Origin of the sequence: Halomonas saccharevitans (assembly GCF_900116405.1) — a bacterium.
In the GTDB taxonomy this organism is placed as follows: Bacteria; Pseudomonadota; Gammaproteobacteria; order Pseudomonadales; family Halomonadaceae; genus Halomonas; species Halomonas saccharevitans.
Window position 1 is genome coordinate 1 of sequence record NZ_FPAQ01000006.1, and the last position, 13,267, is coordinate 13,267.

Consider the following 13,267-nt stretch of genomic DNA (forward strand, 5'->3'; position numbering starts at 1 on the left):
CATGTCGACCGGCTCGCGGCACAGGTAGACCCTCAGTCCCGTGTCTGGCCGAATCATCGGGCCACCTCCACGGCGACGAAGCGCTGCGGGCGATGACGAGGTGGTACTGGTACCTCCTGCACCACCAGGCGCTGCTCCCACGCCAGCAGTGACGCCAGCTCCAGTCCCTGCTCCGCTGCGTTCTCACTCAACGGCAATTGCCGAGAGGAAGCATGGAACAGATGGCCCAGCCAGAAGGCCTGTGTCGGGGTCAGGTCGGTCATGGTGTCCTCCTTGGGATCGGGTGACACCAGTCTGATGGACACTATTCAGTTGCAGAAGATGGGGTTTGTGGAGCGCTTACGGCGATCAGCCTCTCATCGCTCGCGACATGAATCAGCGCCTCCTCTAAGCCAGAACTAAAAGAACCGCCCCCGCAGCCAGGCTGCGGGGGCGGTTTCGTTACCGCGTCGGCGATCGGCTCGCCGAGGGCGGTCGCTTACAGCTCGGGCTCGGCGGCCGCTTCGGCCTCGAAGGCGGCCTTCTCTTCCGGGGTGATCTCCTTGATGGTGAGCTTCACCCGGTTGCGGTTGTCGATGTCGAGCACCTTGACGATGGGCTCGTCGCCCTCGTTGAGGAAGTCGCGCACGTCGTTGACCCGCTCCGGCACGATCTGGGAGATGTGCACCAGCCCGTCGGTGCCCGGCATGATGTTGACGAAGGCGCCGAAGTCGGCGATGCGCACCACCTTGCCGCGGTAGAGCTTGCCGATCTCGGGCTCGGCGGTGATCGCGAGCACCGTGTCGATGGCCGCCTTGGCCGCCGTCTTGTCCTCGGCGTAGATGCGCACGGTGCCGTCGTCGTCCAGGTCGATGGAGGCGCCGGTATCCTCGCAGATCTTGCGGATGGTGGCGCCGCCCTTGCCGATGACGTCGCGGATCTTCTCCGGGTCGATCTTGAGGGTCGCCATGGAGGGCGCGTTCTCGGAGACCTCGGTGCGGCTCTGGGCGATCACGGTGTTCATCTGCTCGAGGATCTGCTGGCGAGCCTCGTGGGCCTGCTGCAGCGCCTGCTCCATGATCTCTTCGTTGATGCCCTCGATCTTGATGTCCATCTGCAGGGCGGTGACGCCCTCGGAGGAACCGGCCACCTTGAAGTCCATGTCGCCCAGGTGATCCTCGTCGCCGAGGATGTCGGTGAGCACGGCGAAGCCGTCGTCATCCTTGACCAGGCCCATGGCGATGCCGGCCACCGGCGCCTTCATCGGCACGCCGGCATCCATCAGCGCGAGCGACGAGCCGCACACGGAGGCCATGGAGCTCGAGCCGTTGGACTCGGTGATCTCGGAGACCACGCGGATGGTGTAGGGGAAGTCCGCCTCGTTGGGCAGCATGGCCTGGACGCCGCGGCGCGCCAGACGGCCGTGGCCGATCTCGCGACGCTTGGGCCCGCCCATGAAGCCCGCCTCACCCACGCTGTAGGGAGGGAAGTTGTAGTGCAGCAGGAAGCGGTCCTTGCGCTCGCCCTCCAGCGACTCGATCAGCTGGGAGTCGCGCAGGGTGCCCAGCGTCGCCACCACGATGGCCTGAGTCTCGCCGCGGGTGAAGATTGCCGAGCCGTGGGTCTTGGGCAGGCCACCGACCTCGATGGAGAGCGGACGCACGGTCTTGTGATCGCGGCCGTCGATGCGCGGCTCGCCCTTGACCACCCGCGAGCGCACCACGCGCTTCTCGAGGCCGGCGAAGGCGCCCTTCACCTCGTCGGCGGCGAACTGGCCGTCTTCCTCACCGGCGAACTGCTCGACCGCCTGATCCTTGAGGGCGGACAGGGCGTCCTGGCGGGCCATCTTGTCGGTGACGCGGTAAGCCTCGCCGACCTTCGCCTCGAAGGCCTCGGCCATGGCGCCCTTGAGGGCAACGTTCTCGGCGGGGGCCTGCCACTCCCACTTCGCCTTGCCGGCCTCGGCGGTCAGCTCGTTGATGGCGGTGATCGCCACCTGCATCTCCTGGTGCGCATAGAGCACCGCGCCCAGCATCTCGTCCTCGAGCAGCTCCTTGGCCTCGGACTCGACCATCAGCACCGCCTTCTCGGTACCGGCGACCACCATGTTGAGCTCGGAGTCGCCCAGCTCTTCCACGGTCGGGTTGAGGAAGTAGCCGTTGTCCTCGGTGAAGCCCACCCGCGCGGCGCCGATCGGGCCCTTGAAGGGCACGCCGGAGATCGCCAGCGCCGCGGAGGTGCCGAGCATCGCCGCGATATCCGGATCGTGGTTGCGGTCGGTGGAGAGCACCGAGCAGACCACCTGCACCTCGTTCATGAAGCCCTTGGGGAAGAGCGGGCGGATCGGGCGGTCGATCAGCCGCGAGGTGAGGGTCTCCTTCTCGGTAGGACGCCCCTCGCGCTTGAAGAAGCCACCGGGAATCTTGCCGACGGCGTAGGTCTTCTCCTGATAGTGGACGGAGAGCGGGAAGAAGGGCTGGGCCGGGTTGGCCTCCTTCTTGGCCACCACGGTGCACAGCACCACAGTGTCGTCCATGGTGACCATCACGGCACCGGTGGCCTGGCGGGCGATGCGCCCGGTTTCCAGGGTGACGGTGCTGCGACCGTACTGAAATGTCTTCTTGACCGGATTCACGGCGACTTCCTTCAACGTTACTTTTCTGTGTTTGGGTCGTTTTGACTCGCCAACCATTTTAGGGCGTGACGCCCGCCGGGACCACCAGGCGGCGACATTTCCGCGCCCCCATTGGCGGGGCTGACCCGGCGACAGGCCTCCGGGGAGGCGCTGTGAATACGTCCCTGTACGCTACCTCGGCCCTGCGGCGCTCTCGCGTCCCGCTCCGCTTGCAGGTCCGGTGCTGGCCATCCATGGACAGCCCGTTCGGAGCAGTGCTCCTCACCCCTGGTACTCGGACCTCCCCTGCGGCCCGTCCCCGGCGCCCGCCGATATCGCCGCCGCCAACGCAAAACGGGCAGCCCGAAGGCTGCCCGTTTCGTTACCGCGTGGGGTGCGACGCTTAGCGACGCAGGCCCAGACGCTGGATCAGCGACTGATAGCGCTCGAAGTCCTTGCGCTTCAGGTAGTCCAGCAGCTTGCGGCGCTGGTTGACCATGCGGATCAGGCCACGACGAGAGTGGTGATCCTGCTTGTTGGTCTTGAAGTGATCCTGCAGGCCATCGATGTTGGCGCTCAGCAGGGCCACCTGAACTTCGGGGGAACCGGTGTCGTTGTCGCCACGACCGTACTCGCTGACGATTGTGGACTTCTGCTCGGCTGTCAGTGCCATCTGTCTCTCCAGTAAGCAATATGCTTGGGGTTGAATGTGTGAGACCACGCATATTTGCAGTCTCGGGCGTTTCTCCCTTCACTCGGCTGCGGTGCTCAGCAGCCGTTTCGGCGCCACCTCCTGTGGCCCCGTCACCGTACCGAGGCCCAGGAAGGCCTCGCCACGATAGAGTCTTGCCGTCTCGCCCTCGGCGAGCCCGCGGGCCTCGACCCGGGCCGACTGGCCGTGGGTCAGGCGTCCCGCCGCCTCGCCGTCAACGTCGAGGCGCGGCAGATGATCGATCAGTGCGTCGACCGGCAGAAGCCCGGCCTCGCGCTCGGCCTGATCGGCCAGGGCCTCGAGCGCGGCAAAGTCCTGCATGCCGTCGCTCGTGAAGGGGCCGGTCGCCAGCCGCCGCAGCGCACTGATGTGGGCCCCGCATCCCAGGGCGCGGCCGATGTCCTCGGCCAGCGTGCGGACGTAGGTGCCCTTGCTGACGCGGACCTCCAGCTCGAAGGCCTCGGCCTCGCAGGCAAGAAGCCGGGCATCATACACCGTCACACGGCGGGCTGCACGCTCGATCGACTTGCCCTCGCGGGCGAGTTCGTAGAGCTTGCGGCCCTGGTGTTTGAGGGCCGAATACATCGGCGGAATCTGATCGATCTCGCCGCGAAAGCGCGCCAGCACGCCCTCTATATCGGCCTCGGTGAGCCGCGGCACCGCGTGACGCTCGATCACCGCACCCTCGGCATCGCCGCTGTCGGTGACCACCCCGAGCTCCACCCGAGTACGGTAGACCTTATCGGCCTCCAGCAGATGCGCGGAGAACTTGGTCGCCTCGCCGAAGCAGACCGGCAGCAGGCCGGTGGCCATGGGATCGAGCGTTCCGGTGTGGCCGGCCTTCTGGGCCTGAAACAGGCGCCGCGCCCGCTGCAGGGCGTGATTGCTGGATGCCCCCGCGGGCTTGTCCAGCAGCAGCACGCCGTTCACCGGCAGTCCGCGACGTCGCCGTGCCATCAGTGGCGCTCGTCGCTTTCTGTCGGCCCCTGACCCGAGGCACCATCCTCCGGTGCCTCGTCATGCTGATCGCGATCGCTGGCCACGGCCTCGTCGATCAGCGACGACAGCCGCTGACCGCGTACCACGCTCTCATCGTAGTGAAAGCGCAGCTCCGGCACGTGGCGCAACTTGATGCGTCGGGCGATCTGGCTGCGCAGGAAACCGGCGGCGCGCTTGAGCACCGCCAGGTTTTCCTTGATGCGCTCGGGCTCCTGCTCACCCAGCAGGGTCACGTGGACATCGGCATAGCCGAGGTCGCGACTGACCTCGACGCCGCTGACGGTGACCATGCCCAGGCGCGGGTCCTTGACCTCGCGCTGGATGAGCACCGCCAGCTCCTTCTGGAGCTGGTCGGCGACCCGGTCGGTACGCTTGAATTCCCGCATGGTCGCCTCCTGGGGCCCTTAGAGCGTCCGCTCGACCTTGACCTGATCGAAGACCTCGATCTTGTCGCCGACCTGGACGTCGTTGTAGTTCTTCACGCCGATGCCGCACTCCATGCCGTTGCGCACTTCCTGGACGTCGTCCTTGAAGCGGCGCAGCGACTCGAGCTCGCCCTCGTAGATCACCACGTTGTCGCGCAGCACGCGGATCTTCTTGTTGCGATGCACGCTGCCCTCGACGACCATGCAGCCGGCCACGGCGCCGATCTTCGGTGCGCGGAAGACGTCACGGACCTCGGCCACGCCGACGATCTCTTCCTTCCACTCCGGTGCCAGCATGCCGCTCATGGCCTGCTTGACCTCGTCGATCAGCTGGTAGATCACGCTGTAATAGCGCAGATCCAGGCCTTCACGCTCGATGATCTCGCGGGCTGCAGCGTCGGCACGCACGTTGAAGCCGACCACGATGGCGTCACTGGCGAGCGCCAGGTTGGCGTCGGTGCCGGTGATGCCGCCCACGGCGGAGGAGACCACGGCCACCTCGACCTCGCCCGTGGAGAGCTCTTCCAGGGCGCCCTTGATCGCCTCCAGCGAGCCTTGCACGTCGGCCTTGAGCACGATGTTGAGCTTGGCGGCGACATCCTGGCCCATCTGGCTGAACATGTTCTCCAGCTTGGCCTTCTGCTGGCGAGCCAGACGCACCTCGCGGTACTTGCCCTGACGGAAGTTGGCGACCTCGCGGGCCTTCTTCTCGTCGGCCAGCACCATGAAGTCGTCACCGGCTTCGGGGGTGCCGCCCAGGCCCTGGATCTCCACCGGGGTGGAGGGACCAGCCTCGTCGACCTGCTTGCCAAGCTCGTTGGTCAGCGCACGCACGCGGCCGTAGTGCAGGCCGGCGAGCACGATGTCGCCCTTCTTCAGGGTGCCGTTCTGGACCAGCACGGTGGCTACCGGGCCACGTCCCTTGTCCAGGCGCGACTCGACCACCACGCCCTTGCCGGGCGCTTCGGGCACGGCCTTGAGCTCGAGCACCTCGGAGACCAGCTGGATCGACTCCAGCAGCGTCTCGATGCCCTCCCCGGTGTGCGCGGAGACGTGCACGAACTGAGTGTCGCCGCCCCACGCCTCGGAGATGACGCCGTGCTGGGACAGCTCGTTCTTGACCCGGTCCGGATCGGCGCCCGCCTTGTCGATCTTGTTGACCGCGACCACCATCGGAACCTCGGCGGCCTTCGAGTGCTCGATGGCCTCGATGGTCTGGGGCATGACGCCGTCATCGGCGGCCACCACCAGCACCACCACGTCGGTGGCCTTGGCACCGCGAGCACGCATGGCGGTGAACGCCGCGTGGCCCGGAGTATCCAGGAAGGTCACGCCGCCGTGATCGTCTTCCACATGGTAGGCGCCGATGTGCTGGGTGATGCCGCCAGCCTCACCGGTGGCCACCTTGGCCTTGCGGATGTAGTCGAGCAGCGAGGTCTTGCCGTGGTCGACGTGACCCATGACCGTGACCACCGGCGAGCGGGTGATCTCCTCGCCCTCGTAGGAGATGCCCTCGAGGACCTCGGTCTCCAGCGCATCGTCCTTGACCAGCTTGGGCGTGTGCCCCATCTCCTCGACCACGATGGCCGCGGTGTCCTGATCGATGGTCTGGTTGATGGTCACCGCCGCACCCATGGTGAACATGGCCTTGATGACCTCGTTCGCCTTGATCGACATCTTGTCGGCCAGGTCGGCGACGCTGATCGACTCGGGGATGGAGACCTCGCGGACGATCGGCTGAGTCGGCTTCTGGAAGCCGTGCTTGCCGCCGCTCTGGCCGGCGCCACCGCGGCGACCGCCGCGACGCTCGGCGCGCTTGGCCTTCTTGCCGCCCCGGCGACGCTCCTCGCGATCACCACGGTCGTCTTCACGATCGTCACGGCCCTTCTTGCCAGCCTTGCCGCTGGCTTTCTTGACCGCGGCACGACGCGGCTCGGCACGCCCCTCCTTGGGGGGAGCGGGCGGCTCGTCGGAGGACGGCTGCGTTTCCAGCTCCGGCACCGGGATCGCCGGCTCGCTGGCAGCCTTCTCGGCCTTCTCGGCCTCGAGCTTGGCGGCGGCCTCGCGCGCAGACTCCTCGGCGGCACGCACCTTGGCTTCCTCGGCCTCGCGAGCATCCTTGGCGGCCTGGGCCTGCTGGGAATCGGCCATGTCGCCGACCAGCTGGCGCGGGCCGGCATCGACCTCGGGCTGGCTCTTGTCGGTCTCTTCCTCGGCGCGCTTGACGTAGGTGCGCTTCTTGCGAACCTGCACCTCGATGCTCTTGCCGCGCTCGCCGGTATTGATGCGGCTGCGCGTCTTGCGCGTCAGGGTGATGCGATTCTTCGCTGGCCCGGCGCCGCTGCCGCCGTGACTCTTGGTGAGATAGTCGAGCAGCTGACGCTTGTCCTCTTCGGACACGGCGTCACTCTCGGCCTTCTGGCCAAGCCCTGCTTCTTTCATCTGCTCCAGCAGGCGAGGCACGTCGCGCCCCACCTTCGCTGCAAAATCCTTAACGGTCATTTCTGACATTACGACCCTCCTCAGCCCGTGACCCGTTTACTGTTCGTTCTCGAACCATGGCGCACGGGCAGTCATGATCAGTGCCGCGGCGCGCTCCTCGTCGATACCCTCGATGTCGGTCAGATCATCGACGGACTGCTCGGCCAGGTCCTCCATGGTGACAATGCCCCGACTGGCCAGAATGAAGGCCAGATGACGCTCCATGCCGTCCATCTCCAGCAGGTCGTCGGCCGGCTGGGCGCCGTCGAGTTCCTCCTCGGAGGCGATGGCGAGGTTCAGCAGTTCATCCTTGGCGCGAGCGCGCAGCTCTTCGATGAGATCCTCGTCGAACTCCTCGATCTCCAGCATCTCCTCGACCGGCACGTAGGCGACCTCCTCCAGGGAGGTGAAACCTTCGTCCACCAGCAGGCGCGCCACGTCCTCGTCGATGCTCAGATGCTGAATGAAATGCTCGACGAGGCTATCCACTTCCTGGTCGCGCTTGGCCTCGGCCTCTTCCTCGGTCATGACGTTGAGACGCCAGCCGGTGAGTTCGGAGGCCAGGCGCACGTTCTGGCCACTGCGGCCGATGGCCTGGGCCAGGTTGTCCTCGGCGACGGCGACGTCCATGGCGTGGGACTCCTCGTCGACGAGGATCGAGGCGACATCGGCCGGCGCCATGGCGTTGATCACCAGCTGGGCGGGATTGTCGTCCCACAGCACGATGTCCACGCGTTCGTTCTGCAGCTCCGAGGAGACGGCCTGCACGCGCGAACCGCGCATGCCGACACAGGCGCCGACCGGATCGATGCGACGATCGTTGGTCTTGACCGCGATCTTGGCCCGGGAGCCCGGGTCGCGTGCCGCGCCCTTGATCTCGATGAGCTGCTCGGCGATCTCCGGCACCTCGATGCTGAACAGCTCGATGATCAGCTCCGGGCAGGTGCGCGAGAGAATCAGCTGGGCGCCGCGGGCCTCGGCATCGACCTTGACCAGCAGCGCGCGGACCCGCTCATTCATGCGGTAGCGCTCGCCCGGAATCATCTCGCTGCGCGGCAGGAACGCCTCGGCGTTCTCGCCCAGATCGATGATCAGGCCATCGCGGGTGGTCTTCTTGACGATGCCGGCGACCAGCTCGCCCTCACGCTCGGCATACTGGCGCACCACTTCGGCGCGCTCAGCCTCGCGGACCTTCTGCACGATGACCTGCTTGGCGGTCTGCGCGGCGATACGGCCGAAGGCGGCGTTCTCGATGCGCTCCTCAACCACGTCACCCAGCCCCAGGGGCGGGTCGCGACGCTCGGCGAAGGTGAGTTTGATCTGGGCATCGGGCCCGTCGAAGTCATCGTCCTCGACCACCTCCCAGCGGCGGAAGGTCTCGTAATCGCCCGTGTAGCGATCGATGTGCACGCGCACGCTGGCTTCCTCGTCTTCGAAGCGCTTGCGCGATGCACTGGCCAGGGCCGCCTCGACGGCCTCGAAGATCACCTCGCGGGAGACCCCCTTCTCGTTGGAGATCGTGTCGACGACCGCCAGAATTTCTTTACTCATGCCTTAGCCTCGCCAGTGAACCTGTCCTTATACACCGAGCTCATCACGTGAACTGCGGGACGACCCGCGCCTGATCGATGCCCTCGATGGGAAAGCAATACTCCTCGCCGTCGACCTGCAGCAGCACCTCGTCGTTCTCGACCCCGGCCAGCAGCCCCTTGAACTTGCGCCGGCCGTCGAAGGGCGCGCGCAGCTTCACGGTGACCACATGGCCCGCGTACTGGGCGAACTGCTCGAGGGTGAAGAGCGGCCGATCCATGCCCGGCGAGGAGACTTCCAGTCGATACTCGCCCGGCACCGGGTCCTCGACATCGAACACCGCGCTGACCTGGCGACTGACGTCGGCGCAGTCGTCCACGCTTATCCCGTTCTCATGGTCGATGTAGATCACCAGGCGGGAATGTTTGCCCTGAGACAGATGATCGATGCCCCAGAGTTCGAACCCCATGGCCGAGACCACCGGTTCGATCAGCGCATGCAGCGCAGCGTCCTTGATTGCCACGGAAGAAAGCTCCTACAGCCGTTGCATCAGGCACCTGGCCGGGAGTTGAGAGAAGAGTCAGGTGGCTGATTGGCGTTGCCCGAGCAGCGCCGCCGGCGTTTCCGGCTGACATGCTGCTAACAAAAAGCCCCTTCACAGGAAGGGGCTTTTACAAGAAACCTGTATACCACTTCGGCACTCTGGCACGCTCCTGCTACTGCGCATGCCTGCCAAGAAGATGGTAGCGGGGACCGGATTTGAACCGATGACCTTCGGGTTATGAGCCCGACGAGCTACCAGACTGCTCCACCCCGCATCAATCTAGGTCGGTGATTGTAAGCCCACATGACTCGATGGTCAAGTGGCAACACCGCTTTCTGCCAATCCTGCTTCGAAGGTGCGAACTGCTCGCTTGCTTCGATTTGGTGCCGAAGGCGGGACTTGAACCCGCACGACCGTAAGGTCACTACCCCCTCAAGATAGCGTGTCTACCAATTCCACCACTTCGGCATCGGGGGAGGCTGGATGACGACTCAGTCGCCGCTTTCCTCCAGCACTGGCGCAGTATTATCCACATCACTGCTGCCGCCGTCAAGGGTCGGCACGGCATTCTGTTGCTCGATCAGCTCGGCATCGGGAATGCCAGCCTCGGGCGCATCGCCGGCCTGAGAGGCGAAGTACGCCAGGGTCAGCGAGGTGGCGAAGAAGGCCGCGGCCAGCAGGCCGGTGAACTTCGCCAGGAAGTTACCGCTGCCCCGCGAGCCGAACACGGTCTGGGAGGCACCGCCACCGAAGGCGGCACCGGCTTCGGCGCCCTTGCCCTGCTGCAGCAGGATCAGGACGACCAGGGCGATGGCGATCGCCACGTGGGTCATGAGAATGGCAACTTGCATGGATTCAACCTGCTGACTGACAAATGGCTAGGAAATCGTCGACCTTGAGGGAGGCACCCCCCACCAGGCCGCCGTCGATGTCGGGTTGGGCGAGCAACTCGGCGGCATTATCCGCCTTCATGCTGCCGCCGTACAGCAGACGCATGCCGGCGGCGAGCGTCTCGTCATGGCGCGCCAGGCGCTCGCGCAGGGCAGCGTGAACCGCCTGCGCCTGCTCGGGCGTGGCGGTGCGGCCGGTGCCGATCGCCCAGACCGGCTCGTAGGCCACGATCAGGCGCGAGTGCTCGGCCGGGTCGAGGGCCTCGAACACCGCCTCGAGCTGGCCCAGCACCACCGCCTCGGTGCACCCGGCCTCACGCTCCTCGAGGGTCTCGCCGACGCAGAGCACCGGGGTGACCCCCTCGTGAAGCGCCGCTTTGACGCGCGCCAGCACCGCCGCGTCGTCCTCGCCGAACAGGGCACGGCGCTCGGAGTGGCCGACCAGCACCAGGCGGGCGCCGCACTCGCGCAGCATGGCACCGCTGACCTCGCCGGTGAAGGCGCCGGAGGGTCGATCGCTGAGCGTCTGCGCGCCCACCGTCACGGCGGTCTCGCCAAGCGCCTGAGACGCGGCCCCCAGGAAGGGGAAGGGCACCATCAGCGCCACCTCGACGTTCACGGGCAGGGAGCCCCCGGCGAAGGCCCGGCCGAACTCCTCGACCAGGGTCAGGGAGCCGTTCATCTTCCAGTTCCCGGCGATCAGCGGCATGCGCATGGAGCTTCCTCTTTCAAGGTGGTGCGAAATGGTATAGGAGGGGCCCAATCAAGACAACCAGAGTCAAGACAACCAGAGCCAGGACAACCGGGGCCGTCGCCCCCGACGCTCAGCAGAGCAGCGCCTCGACGTCATCGGCCAGGCGCCGCGCCAGGCCGTCGACGTCCAGGTGGGCCCGACCCTCGACCATCACGCGAATCAGCGGCTCGGTGCCCGAGGCGCGCAGCAGCACGCGCCCCTGATCGCCGAGCTCCTCCTCCAGGGCGCTCACCGCCTGCTTAAGCGCCGACTGATCGAGCAGCGCCTTGGCGTCACTGCCCGGCGTCAGGCGCACGTTGACCAGCGCCTGCGGCGCCTTCTCGAGCCCGGCGAGCAGGCGCTCCAGCGATTCGCCCGTGCGAACCATGATCGCCAGCACCTGGAGCGCCGAGACGATACCGTCGCCGGTGGTCTGCACATGGCCGCAGACGATGTGCCCCGAAGACTCGCCGCCCAGCTGCCAGCCGTTGGCCGCCAGGCGCTCCATGACGTAGCGGTCGCCGACCTTGGCGCGCTCGAAGGGGATCTCGAGCGCTTCCATGGCCGTAGCCAGGCCGAAGTTGGACATCAGGGTGCCCACCACGCCGCCGCCCAGATCACCCCGGGCATGCCGATCGCAGGCGATCAGGTAGAGGATGTCGTCGCCGTCGATCTCGCGGCCGTCGGCATCCACCAGCAGCACTCGGTCGCCGTCGCCGTCGAAGGCCACGCCGAGGTCGGCGCCCTGATCGACCACCGCGGCGCTCAGGGCGGCGGGATGGGTCGAACCCACCGCCTGGTTGATGTTGAGGCCGTCGGGCGAGGCGCCGATCAGGCTGACCTCGGCCCCCATCTCGCGGAACACGCTGGGCGCGATGTGGTAGGTGGCACCGTGGGCGCAGTCGATCACCATCTTCAGCCCGTGCAGGCTGACCCGGTCGGGAATGGTCGATTTGCAGAACTCGATGTAGCGGCCGGGGGCATCATCGACCCGCATCGCCTTGCCCAGCCGAGACGGCCCCACGGTGGTCAGCGGCTCCTCGAGCATCGCCTCGATGTCAGCCTCGACCGCATCGGCCAGCTTGGTCCCGGCGGCGGAGAAGAACTTGATGCCGTTGTCCTGGAAGGGATTGTGCGAGGCCGAGATGACGATGCCCGCGTCGGCGCGGAAGGTGCGCGTCAGATAGGCGATGGCCGGCGTCGGCATCGGCCCCAGCAGCATCACATCGACGCCGGCGGCGGAGAGCCCGGACTCCAGCGCCGACTCGAACATGTAGCCGGAGATCCGCGTGTCCTTGCCGATCATCACCCGGGCCCGCCCGGTCTCACGCGTCAGCACGCGACCGGTGGCCCAGCCCAGCTTGAGCATGAAATCGGCGGTGATGGGAGGCTCTCCCACGGTGCCACGAATGCCGTCGGTGCCGAAATAGCGTCTAGTCATGCGTACCGCCTTCCTCGAGTACGGCCCAGGTCATGTTCACCGCGTCCACGTGGGGCCCCACGTCGTGAACGCGCAGGATGCGTGCGCCGCGCTCCACCGCCATGGCGGTGAGCGCCAGGCCGCCGGAGAGACGCTCCTCTACCGGCCGCCCGAGCACCTTGCCGATCATGCTCTTGCGCGACATGCCGACGAGAAGGGGCAACCCCAGGGGCGCCAGCTGATCCATGTGCTTGAGCAGGCGCAGGTTGTGCTCCACGGTCTTGGCGAAGCCGAAACCGGGATCGAGTAACAGGCGCTCGCGACGCAGCCCGGCGGCCTCGCAGGCGGCCACCCGCTGCGCCAGGAAATCGGCCACGGCCTCTTCCACCGGCACATCGTAATGCGGCTCCTGCTGCATGTCGCCGGGCTCGCCGAGCATGTGCATCAGGCACACCGGCAGGCCGCTGGCGATCGCCGCCGACAGCGCGCCCTCGCGGCGCAGGTTGCGCACGTCGTTGATCATGCCGGCCCCGGCCTCGGCCGTCGCCTGCATCACCTCGGGGGTGCTGGTATCCACCGAGACCAGCGCATCGAACTCGCGCACCAGCGCCTCGACCACCGGCACCACTCGGTCCAGCTCCTGCTGGGGCGATACCGGCTCGGCCCCGGGGCGCGTGGACTCACCGCCCACGTCGATGATCGCGGCGCCCTCGGCGAGCATCTGCTCGGCATGACGCAGGGCGTCGTCCGGCACCGCGTGGCGCCCGCCGTCGGAGAAGGAGTCGGGAGTGACGTTGAGGATCCCCATGACGCGGGGAAAGGAGAGGTCGAGGCGGTGCCGGCCGCACTGCAGGTGGGTCGCTGTGCTGGTATCCATCGTCTTCCTGTTGATCGAACGGCGTGATCGAACGGCAAAGGCGCCCCGCAGGGCGCCTGAGAG

12 protein-coding genes and 2 tRNA genes are annotated in these 13,267 nt (G+C 66.8%); all 14 read right to left on the reverse strand.

Annotated elements, in window-relative coordinates; genetic code table 11:
* Positions 1-53 precede the first annotated feature (53 nt).
* Entirely contained in the window at positions 54-263 is a 210-nt protein-coding gene (locus BM388_RS04190) for a hypothetical protein (RefSeq protein WP_089847289.1), read from the reverse strand.
* 215 nt (positions 264-478) lie between these two features.
* On the reverse strand, positions 479-2,614 hold the full coding sequence (pnp, locus tag BM388_RS04195; protein ID WP_175535030.1) for a polyribonucleotide nucleotidyltransferase: 2,136 nt from the start codon (positions 2,612-2,614) through the stop codon (positions 479-481).
* 382 nt (positions 2,615-2,996) lie between these two features.
* Complete coding sequence (gene rpsO / locus BM388_RS04200; RefSeq protein ID WP_089847536.1) at positions 2,997-3,266, reverse strand: 30S ribosomal protein S15; 270 nt, start codon at positions 3,264-3,266, stop codon at positions 2,997-2,999.
* Positions 3,267-3,344: 78 nt separating this feature from the next.
* Positions 3,345-4,262 (reverse strand): tRNA pseudouridine(55) synthase TruB, encoded by a 918-nt coding sequence (gene truB, locus BM388_RS04205; protein WP_089847538.1) that lies wholly within the window; start codon positions 4,260-4,262, stop codon positions 3,345-3,347.
* Positions 4,262-4,690 carry a 30S ribosome-binding factor RbfA gene (rbfA, locus tag BM388_RS04210; protein WP_089847540.1) on the reverse strand — a complete coding sequence of 143 codons (429 nt, stop codon included), beginning with the start codon at positions 4,688-4,690 and terminating at the stop codon, positions 4,262-4,264. Before rbfA ends, truB begins: the two co-directional genes overlap by 1 nt.
* Positions 4,691-4,708: 18 nt before the next feature.
* Positions 4,709-7,240 (reverse strand): translation initiation factor IF-2, encoded by a 2,532-nt coding sequence (gene infB, locus BM388_RS04215; RefSeq protein WP_089847542.1) that lies wholly within the window; start codon positions 7,238-7,240, stop codon positions 4,709-4,711.
* 27 nt (positions 7,241-7,267) lie between these two features.
* The gene (gene nusA, locus BM388_RS04220) at positions 7,268-8,761 is read right to left on the reverse strand and encodes a transcription termination factor NusA (protein ID WP_089847544.1); all 1,494 of its coding nucleotides are present in this window, start codon (positions 8,759-8,761) and stop codon (positions 7,268-7,270) included.
* Positions 8,762-8,804: 43 nt separating this feature from the next.
* Positions 8,805-9,263 carry a ribosome maturation factor RimP gene (rimP, locus tag BM388_RS04225; protein ID WP_089847546.1) on the reverse strand — a complete coding sequence of 153 codons (459 nt, stop codon included), beginning with the start codon at positions 9,261-9,263 and terminating at the stop codon, positions 8,805-8,807.
* 218 nt (positions 9,264-9,481) lie between these two features.
* Positions 9,482-9,558, reverse strand: a tRNA-Met gene (locus BM388_RS04230).
* 107 nt (positions 9,559-9,665) lie between these two features.
* Positions 9,666-9,752 (reverse strand) — tRNA-Leu (locus BM388_RS04235).
* A gap of 23 nt (positions 9,753-9,775) precedes the next feature.
* Complete coding sequence (secG, locus tag BM388_RS04240; RefSeq protein ID WP_089847548.1) at positions 9,776-10,135, reverse strand: preprotein translocase subunit SecG; 360 nt, start codon at positions 10,133-10,135, stop codon at positions 9,776-9,778.
* Positions 10,136-10,139: 4 nt separating this feature from the next.
* Entirely contained in the window at positions 10,140-10,889 is a 750-nt protein-coding gene (gene tpiA / locus BM388_RS04245; RefSeq protein WP_089847549.1) for a triose-phosphate isomerase, read from the reverse strand.
* A 109-nt stretch (positions 10,890-10,998) separates the two neighbouring features.
* On the reverse strand, positions 10,999-12,348 hold the full coding sequence (glmM, locus tag BM388_RS04250) for a phosphoglucosamine mutase (RefSeq protein WP_089847551.1): 1,350 nt from the start codon (positions 12,346-12,348) through the stop codon (positions 10,999-11,001).
* Entirely contained in the window at positions 12,341-13,204 is an 864-nt protein-coding gene (gene folP, locus BM388_RS04255; RefSeq protein WP_089847553.1) for a dihydropteroate synthase, read from the reverse strand. Before folP ends, glmM begins: the two co-directional genes overlap by 8 nt.
* Between the last annotated feature and the right edge of the window lie 63 nt (positions 13,205-13,267).

Excerpts from the sequence above, each read along its gene's own strand:
- BM388_RS04190 (WP_089847289.1), bottom strand. The coding sequence starts at position 263 with ATGACCGACCTGACCCCGACACAGGCCTTCTGGCTGGGCCATCTGTTC.
- rpsO (WP_089847536.1), bottom strand. The coding sequence starts at position 3,266 with ATGGCACTGACAGCCGAGCAGAAGTCCACAATCGTCAGCGAGTACGGT.
- truB (WP_089847538.1), bottom strand. The coding sequence starts at position 4,262 with ATGGCACGGCGACGTCGCGGACTGCCGGTGAACGGCGTGCTGCTGCTG.
- rbfA (WP_089847540.1), bottom strand. The coding sequence starts at position 4,690 with ATGCGGGAATTCAAGCGTACCGACCGGGTCGCCGACCAGCTCCAGAAG.
- infB (WP_089847542.1), bottom strand. The coding sequence starts at position 7,240 with ATGTCAGAAATGACCGTTAAGGATTTTGCAGCGAAGGTGGGGCGCGAC.
- nusA (WP_089847544.1), bottom strand. The coding sequence starts at position 8,761 with ATGAGTAAAGAAATTCTGGCGGTCGTCGACACGATCTCCAACGAGAAG.
- secG (WP_089847548.1), bottom strand. The coding sequence starts at position 10,135 with ATGCAAGTTGCCATTCTCATGACCCACGTGGCGATCGCCATCGCCCTG.
- tpiA (WP_089847549.1), bottom strand. The coding sequence starts at position 10,889 with ATGCGCATGCCGCTGATCGCCGGGAACTGGAAGATGAACGGCTCCCTG.
- glmM (WP_089847551.1), bottom strand. The coding sequence starts at position 12,348 with ATGACTAGACGCTATTTCGGCACCGACGGCATTCGTGGCACCGTGGGA.
- folP (WP_089847553.1), bottom strand. The coding sequence starts at position 13,204 with ATGGATACCAGCACAGCGACCCACCTGCAGTGCGGCCGGCACCGCCTC.